This window comes from Leptospira ilyithenensis, assembly GCF_004771005.1.
Classification (GTDB): domain Bacteria; phylum Spirochaetota; class Leptospiria; order Leptospirales; family Leptospiraceae; genus Leptospira_A; species Leptospira_A ilyithenensis.
This window is the reverse complement of sequence record NZ_RQHV01000062.1, coordinates 112,244-130,063: the sequence shown is the minus strand read 5'-3', so window position 1 is coordinate 130,063 and position 17,820 is coordinate 112,244. Positions and strand designations below refer to the sequence as shown.

At 41.2% G+C, this 17,820-nt stretch carries 16 protein-coding genes and 1 pseudogene; 12 read left to right on the top strand and 5 right to left on the bottom strand.

The genetic code is table 11. The annotated features are described in order from the left end of the window. Positions 1-83: 83 nt before the first annotated feature. Complete coding sequence (locus EHS11_RS20425) at positions 84-326, top strand: PIN domain-containing protein (RefSeq protein WP_342775477.1); 243 nt, start codon at positions 84-86, stop codon at positions 324-326. Between the two features lie 105 nt (positions 327-431). Here EHS11_RS20425 and EHS11_RS17260 read toward each other — a convergent pair whose 3' ends face one another. Continuing rightward, a complete protein-coding gene (locus EHS11_RS17260; protein ID WP_135765621.1) occupies positions 432-914 on the bottom strand; it encodes a hypothetical protein in 483 nt (160 codons plus the stop codon). Positions 915-1,242: 328 nt separating this feature from the next. On the opposite strand from EHS11_RS17260, the gene EHS11_RS17255 reads away from it, so the two are divergent. After that, complete coding sequence (locus tag EHS11_RS17255; protein ID WP_135765620.1) at positions 1,243-1,539, top strand: hypothetical protein; 297 nt, start codon at positions 1,243-1,245, stop codon at positions 1,537-1,539. A 4-nt stretch (positions 1,540-1,543) separates the two neighbouring features. Continuing rightward, positions 1,544-2,266, top strand: coding sequence for a lysophospholipid acyltransferase family protein (locus EHS11_RS17250; RefSeq protein ID WP_135765619.1), 723 nt, complete (start codon positions 1,544-1,546; stop codon positions 2,264-2,266). A 21-nt stretch (positions 2,267-2,287) separates the two neighbouring features. Here the strand turns inward: EHS11_RS17250 and dapF are convergent, their stop codons facing one another. Next, positions 2,288-3,130: a diaminopimelate epimerase gene (gene dapF / locus EHS11_RS17245; protein WP_135765618.1), complete on the bottom strand. Its 843-nt coding sequence runs from the start codon at positions 3,128-3,130 to the stop codon at positions 2,288-2,290. Positions 3,131-3,254: 124 nt separating this feature from the next. Between dapF and EHS11_RS17240 the strand changes: the two genes are divergently transcribed. Together EHS11_RS17240 and EHS11_RS17235 are read left to right on the top strand one after the other, a co-directional pair. Then, positions 3,255-4,106, top strand: coding sequence for a methyltransferase domain-containing protein (locus tag EHS11_RS17240; RefSeq protein WP_135765617.1), 852 nt, complete (start codon positions 3,255-3,257; stop codon positions 4,104-4,106). A gap of 188 nt (positions 4,107-4,294) precedes the next feature. Next, complete coding sequence (locus EHS11_RS17235) at positions 4,295-4,900, top strand: Uma2 family endonuclease (RefSeq protein WP_135765616.1); 606 nt, start codon at positions 4,295-4,297, stop codon at positions 4,898-4,900. Positions 4,901-4,925: 25 nt separating this feature from the next. Here EHS11_RS17235 and EHS11_RS17230 read toward each other — a convergent pair whose 3' ends face one another. The 3 genes from EHS11_RS17230 to fliD are packed head-to-tail and all read right to left on the bottom strand — an operon-like array spanning position 4,926 to position 8,571. Continuing rightward, positions 4,926-5,669, bottom strand: coding sequence for an HAD family hydrolase (locus tag EHS11_RS17230; protein ID WP_135765615.1), 744 nt, complete (start codon positions 5,667-5,669; stop codon positions 4,926-4,928). Between the two features lie 21 nt (positions 5,670-5,690). Next, complete coding sequence (locus tag EHS11_RS17225) at positions 5,691-6,650, bottom strand: hypothetical protein (protein ID WP_135765614.1); 960 nt, start codon at positions 6,648-6,650, stop codon at positions 5,691-5,693. Between the two features lies 1 nt (position 6,651). Next, positions 6,652-8,571 (bottom strand): flagellar filament capping protein FliD, encoded by a 1,920-nt coding sequence (fliD, locus tag EHS11_RS17220; protein WP_135765613.1) that lies wholly within the window; start codon positions 8,569-8,571, stop codon positions 6,652-6,654. Between the two features lie 92 nt (positions 8,572-8,663). On the opposite strand from fliD, the gene ppk1 reads away from it, so the two are divergent. The 7 genes and pseudogenes from ppk1 to EHS11_RS17190 all read left to right on the top strand — a co-directional run bounded on the left by ppk1 (position 8,664) and on the right by EHS11_RS17190 (position 17,819). Further along, a complete protein-coding gene (gene ppk1 / locus EHS11_RS17215) occupies positions 8,664-10,742 on the top strand; it encodes a polyphosphate kinase 1 (protein WP_135765612.1) in 2,079 nt (692 codons plus the stop codon). 10 nt (positions 10,743-10,752) lie between these two features. After that, complete coding sequence (locus EHS11_RS17210) at positions 10,753-12,171, top strand: FAD-binding oxidoreductase (RefSeq protein WP_135765611.1); 1,419 nt, start codon at positions 10,753-10,755, stop codon at positions 12,169-12,171. Positions 12,172-12,188: 17 nt separating this feature from the next. Beyond that, positions 12,189-13,781, top strand: a complete 1,593-nt coding sequence (locus EHS11_RS17205; RefSeq protein WP_135765923.1) for a carbon-nitrogen hydrolase family protein — start codon at positions 12,189-12,191, stop codon at positions 13,779-13,781. Positions 13,782-14,111: 330 nt separating this feature from the next. Then, complete coding sequence (locus EHS11_RS19890; protein ID WP_167884476.1) at positions 14,112-14,459, top strand: hypothetical protein; 348 nt, start codon at positions 14,112-14,114, stop codon at positions 14,457-14,459. 381 nt (positions 14,460-14,840) lie between these two features. Then, positions 14,841-15,206: a hypothetical protein gene (locus EHS11_RS17200; RefSeq protein ID WP_135765610.1), complete on the top strand. Its 366-nt coding sequence runs from the start codon at positions 14,841-14,843 to the stop codon at positions 15,204-15,206. Positions 15,207-15,554: 348 nt separating this feature from the next. Further along, positions 15,555-16,808, top strand: a pseudogene (locus EHS11_RS17195) (TolC family protein); the annotation flags it as partial. A gap of 6 nt (positions 16,809-16,814) precedes the next feature. Further along, positions 16,815-17,819, top strand: coding sequence for an efflux RND transporter periplasmic adaptor subunit (locus EHS11_RS17190; RefSeq protein WP_135765608.1), 1,005 nt, complete (start codon positions 16,815-16,817; stop codon positions 17,817-17,819). Position 17,820: the final 1 nt, after the last annotated feature.

Here is a 17,820-nt window from a genome sequence, read left to right as displayed (position 1 = left end):
AATATTAAAGGACTTTCTACTTTTCTCCAATAAAGCGAAAGTTTTTAATTGAAACACAGAAAATCAAAGCATCTATTTCTTCTTTGATAATTTGGAATATCTATTACATACTCTCGAAATACACAAATGAAAAAAATGCGAGAGAACTTATTAAAGAATTTAGAAGCATTATTGATATAATTCCTATCGATGATAAAATTATAGACTTAGGGTTGAACTCCTCAATCAAAGACTTTGAAGACTCAATACAATTCTTTGCTGCCAAATCAAAGAAAATTAAATATATAATTACCAGAAATAAAAAAACTATCCTTCTGCCGGCTTAATAGCTATAAGCCAGAAAGAATTTCTTAAAATAATTGAACAAATCAATTAGTCTTTTTTGAAGATATCTCTTGCTTACAAATTACAGCGTATCGCTACCAAAGTTTTTATTTTATATATTCGAAAAAATCATCCAACAAAGGTTTAAAACAGGAACGAATCGTTACTTTTGCCACTCGTTCGTCTTTCGGTCCGTAATTCAAAATGATATCGTTCGGATCTCTGATAAAAGAAAATATCTTATCCACCAAAATGGTAGCCGATCCTTCCCTGATGGAGATCGAATAATTAAACTCGTGTTCGTTGGCATCCACTTCCCCGATCCCGTAAGGTACATAACAGCGAATCTGTCCTATTCCTTTGATCGTTCCCGTATCCTGGTTTTCTTCTTTGATTTTGGAAATCTCAGGATCTAGTTTGTATTCCAACCATTGTTTCGCTTTTAGGAAAGAACGTGTTTTCTGATAGGTTTTATTCTCTCTGGTGTCTTCGACCGTTCTGAATTTTCCGGAAACAATCCAGAGCCTGAGGCACATGGAATCGGAAAAGACCACGAAAAAGAAGGCAATCGGAAGTAGTTTTTTTATCATCTATAATAAGCCTTCTTTCTCAGCCTCTACCCCGCAAAACAAATCTTCATAAAGATCGGAAATTTTCTCTTTGTTCGGGCGGGAATTTGGAAAAGGAATCACGTTCCCTGTCAGTATAGTTTGGTTCTGGTTCGCTTTTTTGATCTTATGTCGCTTTGACTCGATTCTATCTCTCACATTAATATCATCGGGAATCCCACCCCCGATTCTTCAGCCGCCTTCTTAAAAATCCTCCGGCACCTTGGGTATAGTCCGGAAAAATTAGATTGAATTTCAGAGAAAACTAGTCTGAACTCTAAGGGAGAAACAAGGGAAGGATTCCGCTTATATGCCCGATTTTGATCGAATCGATCTAATGAACTACGCCATTTATGGAAATGATTTTGACTCCCAGTGGGACGAGATTCGTGCGTATCTTAAATCAAATGCTGGGGCTCAAAGAGAATTGGAAGAGATCAAAAGAACTCTTCCCGCACCCCAAACAGGAAAGAGGAGAAGGGATACCTTTTCAGCAACGGAAGGGAATGACCAGGACGATGCAAACCGCCAAGGCGCAGATCCAAACAAACGGGCGCTTAACGATGACCAAACAAAGTCATGGTGGAAAAAGTTAATTGGAGAATAAAAAGATGGAAAATACAGTCGATCAGGTTAAAAAGAATGTAGAGAACATCAAAAAGTTCGTAACTCCATTTTTTAATCTAGCCGTATCGACGACTATTTACGGTTATCATAATATTGTCCCCACCGGAAAACTGATTCTAACCTGCAATCATAGAAGTGATATGGATCCTTTTGTAATCGGATCCGTATTTCCCAGATTCATATCTTGGATCGCTGCGGAATATACAACCCGCATTCCTCTCTTCAAAGACTTGGTGGAAAAAACCGGAACCATTCCTATGGCGATTGACGGAAATATTTCCATGGCAAGTATCAAAAAAGTACAACAGGTTTTTAAAAACGGAGACGTGCTTGGGATCTTTCCGGAAGGTCATGACTATATGGTGCAGAATGATTTTTCCGCACCTCTTGCCAAGTTCCACGACGGATTTGCCGCATTCAGCTTACGAAACAAAGTAGATATACTTCCTGCGGTCATCATCCCGGAAGAAGAAACCATTTCCGATCATCCGATACCTCCTCTGGTTCGTGCGTTTATGGGAATGCCCAAAGAAGTTTGCGAAATCAAGAAGAGAGTGGTTTATAAAAAAGTAAACTTGGTGTTTGGCGAAGTAGTGAAATACCAGGACTATGCCCACCTTCCTTTGGCAGAAGGCATGATCGAAGCCTCCAAAGAAACAAAACGCAGAATGGGCGAGTTGCAGAAGGCTGATTTTTTAAAGAAATAAAAAGAGATTTTTCGAATCTCTTTAAATTTCTATCTCTCCAGTAAATACTTCTTTGGCAGGTCCTGTCATGATGATATTTCCGGATTCATTCCATTCAATGTGCAAGGTCCCGCCTCTCAAATCAATCCTTACTTTACGACCGGCTCTTCCCGTTAGGTGAGCTGCAACTGCAACTGCACAAGCCCCGGTTCCGCAAGCGAGAGTCTCTCCAGCGCCGCGTTCCCAGGTCCTTTGGTAGAGATGGTCTTTGCCACGAATCGTAACAAACTCCACATTCACTCTTTTGGGAAAAAAAGGATGGTGTTCGATTTTGGAACCTACTTCATGAACCGGAAATTTATCCGAGTCCTCTACAAAAATAACACAATGGGGATTTCCCATACTAACGGATGTAAACTGGTATTTCTGTCCATCCACTTCTATGGTTTGATTTATCACAGGATCCGTACCCGGCCAAACGATGGGGATGAGAGATGGTTGTAAAATCGGTTCTCCCATATCTACGGAAACCATCTGCACTTTTCCATTTCCATCCGTGGAAAGATCCAAAGTCAAAACTCCTTTTCCCGTTTCGATTGTGGGTCGGGTATTCTTCGTTAACCCATGGTCAAATACATACTTGCCGACGGAACGAACTCCGTTTCCGCACATTTCGGAAGAGCTTCCGTCGGAATTGTACATATCCATCTGGAATTCGCCGGATTTTGAGTTGCGAATAAAAATAACACCATCGCTTCCGATTCCAAAATTGCGATCGGATAGTTTTTGGATCTGTTCCGGGGTCAGGCGGATGTCTTCTTTTGTGGCATCAATGTAAACATAGTCGTTTCCAATCCCTTCCATTTTAGTAAATTTCAATTTCATAAATGATAACTCCGAAACAGTATCTCTACCCAATCCTGAAAAAGAAGGTTTCGTTGGCAAGCGAGATCGGCTCCTTTTTTGATTTGACCCAGCGTTCCCTATTTAGACGATACATGGAGTAAACATGAAATCTTGTATTCTCTGCCAATCCTCCGAGTCCTCTACTGTTTTTAATGAAAACGGAATTCCCATTGTAGAATGCAAATTCTGCGGCCATGTTTATTCATCTTTCGAACAAGCGGAACATTACGAAGGTTATTGGGACGGAGAAGACGAGTCCTATGATTTGGAATGGTGGGACAAAGCCCATCGGGGGATTTACAAAGATTTTATCAGAACTTATCTGAAAGCACCCCAAGGAAAACTTTTGGATGTGGGATGCGGGCTCGGTTTTTTTGTGAAAGCGGTTTTGGAATCCACGTCTTGGGAAGCGCACGGTTATGAAATTTCCACGCGAGCGGTGGATTTTGCCAAAAAAGAAAACAAACTCGTTACGGTTCATGCTGGTCTTGTTCAGGATTCGGGACTACCGACTAACTCGTTTGATGTGATCACCCTTTGGGATGTGATAGAGCATATCCCGAAACCCCATTTTTTACTTACGTATCTGTTTACACTTCTGGGACCGGGCGGGGTTCTGTTTTTACAAACCCCCAACTTCCCCATCCAGTTGGCAAAAGCAAAACTGAAAGTGACTTTGCGGGGAATGAAACCGGATGTTCATTATCTGGAAGCCAAAGACCACGTGAATAACTACAAAATGAAAACCTTGGCGGAGCTTGGCAAACAATGCGGTTTCACCAAACCCGAATACAAGGTTCTCATGCCTATTTTATCCGTTGCCGGTTCCAAAAGTAAGCTTGCCGTTTATGCAAAGTTAGGCTATTATTTCCTGACAAAAATACTGTTCAATCTGAGTTTCGGCCTGATCAATTGGAATAACACCCTCTTTCTGACCTTACGCAAACCCCTCTAAACTTTCGGTTCCAAAATCCGGATTTCTTACGGAAGAAATCCGATTTCTGCCGCGTTTTCTCAAAATTTTTTTGTCTATTTGGAAACTAAATTTCGTCCAAAGACAATAAGATCGTAAGGGTAGCTTCAACTCCATTGTTTGCAAGTTTCGAAATATGATCTGCCGGAAAACAATATCTTCGAAAATTTATGAATAATAGAAAACTCAATTTAAGAAAAGATTTTGTAACATTATCGCATGGCCCTCGTTATGTTGGATGGCGGGCGACACCGAAGGAATTTCAAGAACTGCCTCATGACGGTTACGGCTATCGGATTGTGGACGGAGTTCTCCATTTGCGATTCGGCAAATCCTTTCAGCACTATAAGATCCAAAAAAGAATCGTAAGCCTTATCCGAAACGCCGTTGGAAACGATTCTCCCGGAGAAGTTCTGGAAGAGACAAATTTGTTTCTTCCTACCGGAGAGATATTTCACCCTGATATCATTTATTTCAAAGACTCGATTCCAAGTGCGGATAAAACGTGCATTCATTCCATCCCCGATATGATCGTGGAAATTCTTTCTTCCCATCTGGAAAGCTTGGAAAAAAGGATGATTGCTTATCTCAAAAACGGTGTCAAAGAGTATTGGCTCATCGAACCCATATATAAAAAGATATCACGCTTTACCAACAGAAACGAGATATCCTGGGAAATAGAATCTGCCGACAGATTGGCTAGCGAATACTTGGAACGGCTGGAATTGGATGCCAAAGATCTATTCCAGTTTTATACCGAGGCCGGAAACCGATAAACGCCCGTTTGTTGGGATGACCTGCTTATAATTTCCAGGCGGTTTTGATATAATTCAAAGTGGAAATCAAATTTTCAGATTCCAAAACAAATGGAGTTTCACTCAAATTTCGAATTTCTATATTTTCACCGAATCTTTGTTTTTGGTAGATGGCGGGAATGTTTTTCCTTTTTGCACCCTCTATATCATCTTCCAAGCTGTCGCCTACCATAAAACAATCCTTTGGTGAGGAATTTGCTTCCTCCAAGGCAAAGTTAAAATACTTTTTATCCGGTTTTTCCACTCCCAAATCTTCCGATGTGATCAAATGAAATCGAAGATCGGAAGGAAAGAAGGATTGGATTTTGAGCAGTTGAGTCCTCAAATTTTCGTTTGTAAGAAAGAAAATTTTCCCGTTGATAGAAATCAATTTCAAAAGAGAAAATACTTCATCCCAATCCGGGTTTTTGTTTCTTTCCTTTTTTAAAAAATCGGTGAAAAATTCAAAGTATTTGGATTCCAAATCAAGTATGGTTTCCGCTTTTTTAACGGAAATCCCGTTCCATTTCCCGCTCACCATTTCCTTAAAGCACAGAATACGTAGCCGGTTGGAAGAATGACCTTTTAACCTTTGTTTGATGGTTTTTCTAGCGTCTTCATAGCGGGACAAAAAATCTTCTTCTTCTCCCCATCCTTTTTGTTTCCAAAAGGATGCTAACTTGGAAATAGACTCCGCGTATGCTTCTTTCGAGGGAAGAATCGTATTGTCCAAATCCAGAAATAAAGTCATTTCAAAAGCGCCTTGAAACTTTCAGTTTTTGACAGTTTCCAGAATCTTTTCCAAGAAAGGAACCATTCCTTCCAACAATTCGGGAAGTTCGTATTCCAAAATATCGCCTGCATACACGATATCGTTTTTTTCCATTGCGGAAGCGATTCCATTCAAAGTTTCATTGAGCGATGAGGTGAGTTCACCTAAGGACTTTCCGTTGATCAGAATTTCCGACCATTTGTTTTCCGCATGACGGGACTGCAACGATACGAGCGCGGAAATCAGTGAATTGAATCTTCCAACCGCATCCGTTAAAATTTCAGTAGCAAGGTGATCTTTGCCCGACTGAAAGTTTTCATTCACTAGCATAAAATCTTTTTTAACTTTATCTTTGTCTTTTACGAATTGCCTGATGATTTCGAACAATTCTTCATCATCCTTTCGGATCACGTTCAATCTTGCGCTTAGATCAATTAGAAATAATTTTAAATCGCGTAAATCTTCCAAAAACGATTCGATTACCTTCGTAGAATCTAAGTTTTGCGATCCTAGTTTCAAAGATTCGATGATCTCTTCCACATTTTTGCCCTTGCCCATCGGTTTGATGGAAGAAAGATTCAAATGAAGTAGTTTTTTTGTGGAAAGGAGCATTGATTCAATCCAAGGAATGCCTTCCTTCAAATCGGAATTTTCCTTTTCCGTAAGAGAATCTCTTCCCACAAGAGTTGAACCTACGATATCTACATAACGATCCAATTCAACGAGGCTATCCTCAATGATATCCAATTCTTCACCGACAACCAGATCGATTCTTTCCGCTTTTTCTACTCCCCAAGTCTCCACTTCGGAGCGATTGATTTCCTGACCGTTCACGGTAAAATGACGAAGATATTTTCCATTCGATTCGATCCATTTTTGTATTTCATCCAATACTTCACCCAAATGAGTTTCCCCATTCAATTTTGTTTCCAATTTTTGATCGTTAATATAAATATTCATACTAATCCTGACCTCCTCGAAATAGATTGTTTTGCAAATAAGTCCCGACTGATTTGTTTTTCCCTACGCCTTGTTCCATATAGAGAAATCTTTGCTTTAGCTTCGCTTCATAGCTGATTAGATGTGATTCGTGTTCTTTGATTTTTTTATTATTACCGGCTAAATTGTCTTCCAGGAGTTTAACCTTGCTTGTAACAATCCCGGAGGCGTACTGATTGTACGGTTTTAGATTCTCAAGCAGTCTAACACCTACGCCGTCTTCCATCTTTGCATCGTTATTCGTATCAGATGCAAATAGTTCCCGTACTCCGTCGGGATTGTCGGAAAGTGCCTGGGTAAGTTTCGGTTCATCGATGATAAGTGCGCCGTCTTGGATTTTTTCCCAATTGGAACCTACTGCTCCCGTAGAGATTCCTATATCAGTAAGAACCCGGAAACCCGATTCTTTTGTAACAGGGTAATAGGAGTTCGCAACTGTCTTCATACCGGCTATCAAGCGTAATACGGAATTTTCCCCGGCAAGAATTCCCGATTTGACTTTATTGTCCCAAAACTCTTTGGAGATATCCAGTTCTTTGGTATTATCACTTGCTTTTTTATCCGAGATCTTGGAGTTTTTTTCCACAGAAGTGACTTCTTTGGAAAATTTCATCAGTTCGTTATAGGCTTGCACCCATTCCTTGATGAGCAACATCCCTTTTGCATTGTCTACGTTGATGTTAAGCGTTACGGGTTCCGTAGTCGGTTTGTGAATGGAAAAGGAAATCCCTTCCAAAACATCGGTAATGGCATCATTGGATTCCCGAGTGATTTCCACTCCGTCGATTTTAAACTTGGCATCTTTCGGTTCCGCCAAAACTTTCAAAGGTTCCGCTGTTCCAGGAAGGGGCGGTTGGAAAAATGTTACCGACTTCAAAGATACGTCGGTTGCCGAAGCATTTGTCAGTATAATCTTTGTTAACTTTTTACCTTCCGCGAAATCGGAAATAGGGAGAGAATACTTTCCGTCTTTTACGGGGACGGGAATCAGTTTGTTCCGGACATTTCCGTCTTTGTCTGCGGAAATTCCCAATTCCCAGGAAGAAGGAGCTTCCCCTTCCACTTGAAATTCAATATAAGAACGAGGACTGATTTCCAAAGGATTTACATCCAGTAAAAAAGCCGTGTCCGCTTTGATGATTGTTGCTATTTCCGTTTTGGAAATTTTTTTATCCGGTTCTTTCGAATTTTTAAAACGATCCTCTTCAAATGGAACGGCAGTTTCCAAATTCAAAACAAGAGGAGTCGAAGCGGTTTCTCCCGCAGCTTTGTTTTCTCCCACAAGGCCTGCGGATTTTAAAATTCCGTCCTGGTCGGAAAATTGCAATACATTCGATTTTCCTGTCTTAACGGATGTTATGGTAATAAGAGAGGAATCTTTATCAATTTTGATGACTGTCGCCTGAGCAAGACCGCCGGCCAAATTGCGAATGGAATTGGTAAGTTCGGAAAGATTTCCGCCGGAAAACTGGATCGTTTCTTTTAATTTTCCGGAATAAACGGTAAAACTTCCCGCAGGTAATTTTATGTCAGTGTCAACGGGAACACCGGATAATTGGTGTTTTGTAGCAAGTTCCAGAATTTCGAGAGGCCTTTCCCCCGATTTGGCAGCGCGGGAAGCTTCCCCAGTGATCGCGCCTTCTACCGAAGAAGTGACGGATTTTGTAGCAAAAGGAGCTGTAAAGGAAACCAGAGCACGGGTTTTGGTTTGCAGGTTGGTGGTTAGATTTTTCACCTCATTCCAGACTTGAATCTGCCCTTTGGCATATTCATTTTCAGTCTCCCACCGTTTGATGGGGCGACGCTCCAAATCTACGAGCTTTTTGACGATTTCGTTGGTATTTTGGCCGGTCATAAGACCTGGCATCGTGTATGCTGGCATTTTTTTCCTACAACCCCTCAAAGCTAGTGTCGTCGAATTCGCTTAAATGATTAGGAATTTACAGAATTTTTTCCTTCCGCAATTTGATAATTATGACTGCTAACCCACCAGAAAAAATCGAACTGGAGAACCCAAATATCTTTTTTGACAGAGAACTTTCCTGGGTCGATTTCAATTTTCGAGTCCTCGAGGAAGCCCAAAATACGAATAACCCTCTTTTGGAGCGGTTGAAGTTTCTTTGCATCACAGAGAACAATTTAGACGAATTTTTTATGGTTCGGGTGGCAGGACTCATCAACCTGAAAACCGCAGGTGTTGACGAAAGAAGTCTGAACGGAAAGCGCACATCCGAAATCATCAGCGAAGTTTACGAAAAGGTATCCGGTTTTGTAAAAACCCAATACGAAAGCCTATCAACCATCTTACACGAATTAAGTGAAAATAAAATCAATATCGTCCAGGATCCGAAAGACCTTCGGGGCGAAGATATTCAGTTTGTTAAAAACTATTACAAAAGAGAAGTATCTTCCATTCTCACTCCATTGGCAATCGACCCGTCTCATCCCTTCCCTCATCTTTTGAACAGAACTTTGAATTTGGGCATCACTCTTTACTCGGACGAAGATAAAAACAAGCTAAAGGAATTATTCGCAATCGTTCAAGTGCCGAATGTACTTCCCCGTTTTTTGCAATTGCCCGCTACATCAGACCCGGACGAAAGAAGGTATTTTCCTCTGGAAGAGATCATCAAACTTCACTTAAGCGATCTTTTTTACGGAATGGACGTAAAACAAATCCACACTTTCAAAATCGTTCGTGATGCCGACATTTCCTTCAATGAAGAACAAAACATTGGCGACCTTCTCACGAAGATGAAAAACGAGCTGAAAAACAGAATGTGGGGAGATGCCATTCGTTTGGACGTTCATAGCGGTGCGGGTCATATCAAAGACATACTCAAAGGTCTTTTGGAATTGGAAGATTACCAAGTAATGGAAATTCCCACCTTACTCAATTTAAATGACCTCATGTTCTTTCAAACTCTTGACAAGACCGGTCATTTAAAATTTTCATACCCGAAACCGAAAGCAGGATTCAATATCAAAAAGGGAGAATCCATCTTCCAAGAAATTCGAAAAGCGGATCACCTGCTCCACCATCCTTACGAAAGTTTCCGCTCGATTGAAGATATGCTAAAGATTGCAAGTTCCGATCCCAAAGTACTTGCGATCAAGATGACTTTGTACCGCACCTCAGGGGATTCCCCCATCATACAATACTTAGGTGAAGCTGCCGAAAACGGAAAACAGGTAACCGTACTCGTTGAACTCAAGGCAAGATTTGACGAAGAAAGAAATATCCGTTGGGCACAAAAACTGGAAGATTTCGGGGTTCATGTGGTTTACGGAGTGGTGGGTTTGAAAATCCATTGCAAAATGTTACTCATTGTCAGACGGGAAGATGACAAACTGAACCGTTACGTTCACTTAGGAACGGGAAATTACAATTCCACAACTGCCAGATTTTATACGGACGTAAGTTTGTTTACCGCAGAACCTGAAATCACTGAAGACGTGGCCATTCTTTTCAATACGATCACTAGCTCGGGAAAGATGCCGAAGCTAACACAAATTTATGCGGCACCTACTTTTTTAAAGGAAGGTTTTCTAAACCTGATCCAAAGGGAAACGGAAAATGCCCGCGCCAAAAAGGAAGCAAGAGTCATCTTCAAAATGAATTCACTCGTCGATGCCGATGTGATTATGAAACTCTATGAAGCAAGTCAGGCAGGAGTGAAAATCGATCTTATCATCAGAGGTATATGTTGTCTTCGTCCCGGAATCAAAGGGGTTTCGGAGAACATCAAGGTTCGTTCGATTATCGGCCGTTATCTGGAGCATTCCCGTATTTATTTTTTCCAGAACGGAGGAAAAAACGAAGTGTATTTGGCTTCTGCTGACTGTATGCCTAGAAATTTTCAACGCCGAATCGAAGTTATGTTTCCTATCCTACAGGACAAACACAAAAAAAGAATCAATAAAATACTCGACCTGCTGCTCCGGGACAACACACAAGCCAGGGTTTTGGAATCGGACGGTTCCTATACGAGACTTTTTCCCGGAGAGGACGATCCTGCCGTAAACTCGCAGATTGATCTTTCGGAAATATAAAGGAAACGCAATGACGACTGCAACAAACAATGCGAAAGAAGATTTGATCCGACTTCTCGGAAAAGAGAAAGTTTTTACCAGAGATGATGGAAAATTGGATTTAGGTACATTCGATTCCTATGGAACGGATCGTACTAAAGTTTATAAACCGAATTATCAAATCCTAATTCTTCCGGAAACCACGGAAGATGTCGCAAGAGCCGTAGATTATGCTTACCAAAACGGAATCGCCATTGTTCCGTCAGGTGGTCGTACCGGGTATGCAGGCGGAGCGGTTGCAAAAGACAGCGAAATCGTCATCTCTCTTACCAAGATGAACAAAATAGTCGATTTCGATCCGTTCCTAGGCACCTTACACATTCAAGCCGGTATGATTACTAAAGAGCTCCATGCGCAAGCGGAAGAAAGAGGATTTTATTTCCCAGTGGATTTTGCGGCAACCGGATCCAGCCATATTGGAGGGAATATCGCAACCAATGCAGGTGGAGTCAGAGTTGTACATTACGGACTCATCCGGGACTGGATTTTAGGATTAACGGTAGTTACAGGAAAAGGAGACGTCCTTCGTTTCAACGGGGAAATCTTAAAAAACAATACCGGTTATGATCTCAAACACCTGTTTATCGGTTCTGAAGGAACTTTGGGAATCATCACGGAAGCGGTGGTCAAGCTCACCAAACCTCCCAAAGACATCCGGGTAGTGTTTCTTGCAGTTCCCGAATATAAAAATATCCTGGAGATATTCAAAGAAACCCACAACTTTTCCCTGCCCTTACTCGCATTTGAATTTTTAACGGATTATTGTCTAAACAAAGTAAAGGAACATTTGGGAGTTCCCGATCCGTTTCCGGCACCTAGCGAATATTATGTGCTCATGGAATACGAAATCTCGGAAGAATCCGACGAAGAAAAACTTTTCGCTATTCTGGAATCAATTACGGAAAAGGAACTCATTACCGATGGTTCCATAGCCCAAAATACCCGACAAAATCAAACCTTCTGGAAATACAGAGAAGGGATTTCCGAATCTTTGTCCCTGGCATATACTGTTCACAAAAACGATATTTCCCTGCCTCTTCGCAATATGGAAACATTCCTATATGACATGCAGTCCCTTCTTTCTTCCAAATACCAGGGCTTCGAGATCGCACTTTTCGGACATATCGGAGACGGAAATCTCCACCTAAATATAGTTAAACCAAAAGAACTTACCGATAGTGATTTTTTTCAAAAATGCAAACAAGTAGACCCTGAGATGTTCCAACTCATCCAAAAACACAAAGGCTCCATTTCCGCAGAACACGGAATCGGCCTTTTGAAAAAGGATTATCTGGTTTTTTCCCGCTCACAAACGGAAATTGACTCCATGCGGGCCATCAAAGCGGTGTTTGATCCCAAAGGAATTATGAATCCGGGAAAAGTACTTTGACACCGGACTTTCCGATTATGGACGCTAAGAAAAAAATAAAAAAGAAGCCCAAGAAAACAGCAAAACCAAAGTTAGCTGTCAATGAGCAGCACAAACTTGAGTTGCGCCATTTGCGACCTTCCGACTATGAATCCGTCCAAAAAATCATGAATATGGTTTTTTCCAAGGCGTTCGACGGCGCCTGGACCAAAGAAGAATTCGAAAGACAGATCAATATCTTCCCCGAAGGTCAAATTGCGATCGAAGACAAAGGAGAAGTCATAGCGGCTGCCATCTCCATGATCGTATTTTATAGCGACCATGGAGACAAACATACCTACCATTCCATTACGGGAGGAGGAGGATTGCCCAACCACAACCCGGAAGGGGACAGTTTGTACGGTGTAGACGTGTTTGTGAATCCGAAATACCAGGGACTTCGATTGGGACGACGGTTGTATGATGCGAGAAAAGAAGTCTGCGAAAAACTGAACCTGAGACGAATCATAGTCGGAGGCTGGCTGCCCGGTTATAAAGATCATGAGTCAGAGATGACTCCTCAGGAGTATGTAAATCTTGTAAAACAAAAGGAATTATTTGATCCGGTACTCTCCTTTCAACTCGCCAACGACTTTCACGTCAGACGGATCGTTACCAATTATTTTCCGGATAACAAAGGCTATAGTTCATATGCCTGCCTACTGGAATGGTTGAATATCTATTACGAAGATGAGGAAAAACTCATAGGAAGGAAGAAAATAGTCGTTCGCGTGGGCGCCGTTCAATGGCAAATGAGATCCGTCCGGTCTTTTGAGGAACTCCGCGACCAAGTGGAGTTTTTTGTAGATACCGTAGCAAGTTACAATGCGGACTTTTGTCTTTTCCCCGAATTTTTTTACGCACCTCTTCTAACGCAGTTCAATAAAATGAGCGCTTCTAACGCAGTACGCGCATTAGCCGAGCATACCGAAAGAATGAAAGATGAAATGGTTAAGCTTGCAGTCTCTTATAACATCAATATCATCACAGGCTCGATGTTCGAGTATGAAGACCAAGAGCTTCGGAACGTATCCTTTCTTTGCAGAAGAGACGGGACTTATGACTCACAGTACAAATTGCACGCAACACCCGATGAAAGATCCTACTGGGGAGTGACAGGAGGAGATACTCTCAAAGTTTTCGAAACGGACGCGGGAAAAGTGGGAATTCTAATTTGTTACGACGTGGAATTTCCGGAACTGGCCCGTATCCTCGCCGAACGAGGGATAGACATTCTATTTGTTCCCTATTATACGGATACGAAAAACGGATATCTGCGGGTTAGAAAATGTGCAGAAGCAAGAGCCATAGAAAATGAAATCTATGTGGTGATGACGGGCTCCGTCGGAAATCTTCCCAATATAGAAAACATGGATATCCAGTATTCCCAGTCGGCGGTTTTCACCCCCTCCGACTTTTCCTTTCCTCATGATGCGATAGCAGCGGAGGCAACCCCGAACGCGGAGATGACTTTAATCGCAGACCTGGATCTGGACCTTCTGAAGGAGGTAAGGAAAAAAGGAGCTGTTCGCAATATGTTGGACCGCAGATTGGACCTTTTCCGAATTGAATGGTTGGGGAAAATCCTCTAGTAGCAAAAAGGCGAACCTTTCGAAAGAATTTTTGTAAAAATCCGGATAGGAAAAGACGAAATGTCGATTTTGTGTTAGGTGGAAACCCGCAGCCCACGAGCCACTCCCCCCAACCCCTTTGAGCGCCAATAGAAGCGAAAAGTATTCGGAGAATCATCAGCGAAGCTGATCAACAGGGCGGGGGATTTTAACATCCGCACTATTACATTATGTCTCATTAGAACGTAACAGTTCATTTTTTTCGTTTTTTGCTCAAAAACTAAGCACTCAAATCGAAAAATGCTGGATTTTAATCGAATTTATGAGTCGAATGAGTATATGGCAAAAAGAATGATAAGGACAGCAGGAATATCCTTCCTATCCCTAGCGTTAGCCATTTCCTTTTTATCGGATGAAAATCTATTGGTTCGGGTACGGGTTGTCAAAACTCCCAACCGTCCAACTGACACAAACACAAAAGATTCATTCCATTCGCAAATGTCTTCCACAGTGCAGGATGCTTGCGAGTCTTCGAATGAAAATTTTGGCAAAGGATCTCTGGAAGACGCTGATACTGGATATTTCAAATCCTATGTCTGCCGTATAACTTTCGTTCCGGTTTCGGAAGGATCCGATGTTATAACACTATATTCAAATCTTCTGTTAGACCAATATTTAAGTCTACCACCCCCCGTTTAACTCCTCTCTCCCATTTTAAACCTGTGTTCTAAGTCTAAGGATTTAGAACACAGGATGTTTTTATATTTTCTGAATTTTAAGTGAAAATTTGTTTCTCATTTGCCAAAGACTCTTTGATCGTCCTGGTTCGTACACCAGGGCGGTCCCCTTTTTCTTATTTATGTTTATGTTTGATCTTACGATAGAAGCGAATGAAATTTGAGTGATTCTACCAATCTTATGTTAACTTTCCCGCAAATTGCCACCAAACCGAATTAGTTTGTTTAATATTTTATCCCGAACCAGGAAAAGAATGAACTTTTTGAAACGTTATAAATTTTAATTCTTTGGGAACCTATTTTATTTGAAGCGCCGCTCGTCTTCTTAAATATGGCAATTGTGATGAATCGGATGCTCCATAAAGCTATCGTCTTAATGCTCAGTGCAGTTATTTTACTGCCAACTGAGGAAGACGGAGTATTTGATTCGGCATTTCTGGATTTTAAATCAAGTCCGATAAGTCACAAATCTTTATCCACAACAAAATCGGAACATCACTCTGTAAGTGACCCCGAACTAGTGGGAATGGATGACAACGCACTCTTTACCAGAAGCAGATGCGATTTCCTTGATTTGGTTTTTGAGAATTTTTTCACACTCAGCCAAACAAAGTTTCTTCATTTTTCCAGTATTCCGATTTCGCATACCTTTCATATTTCCTCTCTTCTTTCCGATTTACTTTTAAATCTTCCCCCACCAATCGCTTAACAACAAACAGCTATTTCTTTCTCCAGTAAGGAACTAGGGCTTTTTGTAGGTAAGTAAGAGATAATATACTCTCACCAACTGAACACACTCCCTAAAGGTTACTTTCCGGAATTCGTATCAGGAGGATACACCCATGCATTATCTTTACCATAAACGCCTAACAAAGGTTCACGCATGAAATTTAAATTTTTCTTTTTTCTCATGGTTTTGGTTCCCTTCGGGTTTCTCAGTCCGGAAGGAGAAAACCAGGAAAGGTCTCCGTCTTCCATATTGGATAGACAGATTTCGGATGATGACCCCAATTCTTTAGGTTCGGAGCTTTATCCCAAGGACCAAAGAAAGGATGTCGCTCTAGATCTTTTGGATGCAGAAACTTTGCTTTGGAAGAACAACTTACTTCTCATTGCGGCAAAATTTCAGATTGATGCAAAGAAAGCGGGAGTTCTGCAAGCAGGACTTTATGCTAACCCGAATATCTTTGTAGATCAAAGTATATTTGCAGAACCTACGCAAAGATACTTTGATACGAGCAGATCCGGTCAAACCACGGTGCAGATCCAGCAGGTATTTTTACTTGGAGGCAAGATAGATAAAAGGGTGAGAGTTGCGGAACTAAACGCAAAAATCAGCGAACAAGAGTTTTATGATCTTGCACGGGCACTACTTACCAAACTCAGAAGAACATTCTATACTATTTATTTTTATAGAAAGGCCGTTGTATTCTATGATCAGAGTATTGCGTCTATAGAAAAAACAGTATCTTCTTCCGAACTTGCATACAAAAGAAGAGCAATCCTCCAAGCGGAGTTATTACGTCTCAAAGCATTATTATTTTTTCTAAAAAAAGAAAGAGAAGAGCTGGGAATCAAAGTTTATGAGAAAGAAGCCGATCTAAAAGTTCTGCTCAATGAAGATAAATACAGAGAGGCCAAAGTTGCCTTTTACCCGACTGTGGATGAAAGCACTTTGAATAACATCATTCCAAATGCTTCTCAATTGGAAGATTTGGTTTCCAAAGCGAGAGAAAATCGCCCGGACTTGAAAGTAGCACTTCAAACTCTAAAATATGAAGAAGCAAATCTTGAACTGCAACATGCGAACGCAATTCCGGATTTGTCCATTGGTCCCGTATACAACAGAGGGGGAACTGCATTTCAAAACTATTGGGGAGTAACAGCCCAATTGAATGTTCCTGTATTCGACCGCAACCAGGGAAATATCCAAGCCGCAGAGAAAGCAATCCTTGTTCGCAAACAAGAACTTAGAAATCGAATCTTAGAAGTAGAAAACGAAGTAGCGATTGCATTTCAAGGTGCGCGAATCAAAGATGCACTCTACCGCAGGTTCATTGATACATATATCAAGGATTATGCGAACCTGTCTCTTGATATGATTATGAGTTATGAAAAAAAATACATTACCATCTTGGAATTTGCGGATTTTTTTGAAACCTACAGATCGAGCGTAGTGGAAATGTTAAAGCTCCAAACTGATCGTATGGAAGCAATTGAAAGTGTAAATTACTCCGTAGGTTTAGGGGTATTTATTCCCAAACCACAAAATTATAAACCAAATTCCAATAAACAAGGCCAAGAGGAGTAAAATCTTATGAATCTTACAACAAGACTTAACAAACGTTCTTTTCTATTATTAGCAACAGGAGCTCTTGTAGTTATTGCTTCCATAACTATTTTTGCACTTACCAGAGGACCGAAAAAAGTTCCTCATCATCCTGAAAAGGCAGTCGTGCATGATAACGGACTTAGGATTGAGTTCAAACCTACGAGTCCTGGCCTAGAAATTGTAAAATCAAGTATCATTGGAAATGGCGGTGAATTTGTAAATTTGGAAGCACCGGCGAGACTGATCGCTTCCACATCCCCTTCCGTGAGCAGCGGATCAAGGATCGTGTTATTCGAATCTTCCGAATTGAATGATCTTTACGTAGGTTACATTCATGCCAAAAACAAAGTACATAGATCCAGAAAAAATCTAAATCGTATTCAGGATATGTTCAAACATAGAGTGGCTACGGAAAAAGATCTTGTGGAATCGGAAACCGACGTAGGAAATGATGCCGCCGAACTTGCAGAATTCGAAGGGAAACTCAGAGCAGTCGGTCTCAATCCGAGCGAGCTTGCCAATGCAGGAAACAAAAAAGCGTGGATCATCTGCGATGTTCCTGAATCTCAAATAAACAGCTTGAAACGTGGCAAAAAGGTAAAAGTAAAGTTCTCTTCATTTCCCGATGAGGACTGGGGAGGAACTGCAGAAGCAATCGGGGACAACGTAGACCCTTACACTCGTACGGCGAAGGTAAGAATCGAAATCATAAACAAAGATTATAAGCTGAAGCCAGGTATGTTCGGAGTTGTAAAATTTCCGGAAGAAACAGCAGGAGACACCGTTGTATTACCGTTTAACTCGATTGTAACGGTAGAAGGTAAAAACTATGTCTTCGTAGAAGAAGAACCTCTTAACTTTGTCAGAAGAGAAGTAACTCTCGGAGTTTCGACTAAGGACTTAGTCAACGTAATCGCCGGACTCACACAAGGGGAAAAAGTAGTGGTTCAAGGATCTATTCTGCTGAAGGGCCTAAGTTTCGGTTTTTAAT

Bases quoted from the DNA above. Each gene is read 5' to 3' on its own strand.
- EHS11_RS17260 (WP_135765621.1), bottom strand. From the start codon at position 914: ATGATAAAAAAACTACTTCCGATTGCCTTCTTTTTCGTGGTCTTTTCC.
- EHS11_RS17255 (WP_135765620.1), top strand. From the start codon at position 1,243: ATGCCCGATTTTGATCGAATCGATCTAATGAACTACGCCATTTATGGA.
- EHS11_RS17250 (WP_135765619.1), top strand. From the start codon at position 1,544: ATGGAAAATACAGTCGATCAGGTTAAAAAGAATGTAGAGAACATCAAA.
- dapF (WP_135765618.1), bottom strand. From the start codon at position 3,130: ATGAAATTGAAATTTACTAAAATGGAAGGGATTGGAAACGACTATGTT.
- EHS11_RS17240 (WP_135765617.1), top strand. From the start codon at position 3,255: ATGAAATCTTGTATTCTCTGCCAATCCTCCGAGTCCTCTACTGTTTTT.
- EHS11_RS17235 (WP_135765616.1), top strand. From the start codon at position 4,295: ATGAATAATAGAAAACTCAATTTAAGAAAAGATTTTGTAACATTATCG.
- EHS11_RS17230 (WP_135765615.1), bottom strand. From the start codon at position 5,669: ATGACTTTATTTCTGGATTTGGACAATACGATTCTTCCCTCGAAAGAA.
- EHS11_RS17225 (WP_135765614.1), bottom strand. From the start codon at position 6,650: ATGAATATTTATATTAACGATCAAAAATTGGAAACAAAATTGAATGGG.
- fliD (WP_135765613.1), bottom strand. From the start codon at position 8,571: ATGCCAGCATACACGATGCCAGGTCTTATGACCGGCCAAAATACCAAC.
- ppk1 (WP_135765612.1), top strand. From the start codon at position 8,664: ATGACTGCTAACCCACCAGAAAAAATCGAACTGGAGAACCCAAATATC.
- EHS11_RS17210 (WP_135765611.1), top strand. From the start codon at position 10,753: ATGACGACTGCAACAAACAATGCGAAAGAAGATTTGATCCGACTTCTC.
- EHS11_RS17205 (WP_135765923.1), top strand. From the start codon at position 12,189: ATGGACGCTAAGAAAAAAATAAAAAAGAAGCCCAAGAAAACAGCAAAA.
- EHS11_RS19890 (WP_167884476.1), top strand. From the start codon at position 14,112: ATGATAAGGACAGCAGGAATATCCTTCCTATCCCTAGCGTTAGCCATT.
- EHS11_RS17200 (WP_135765610.1), top strand. From the start codon at position 14,841: ATGAATCGGATGCTCCATAAAGCTATCGTCTTAATGCTCAGTGCAGTT.
- EHS11_RS17190 (WP_135765608.1), top strand. From the start codon at position 16,815: ATGAATCTTACAACAAGACTTAACAAACGTTCTTTTCTATTATTAGCA.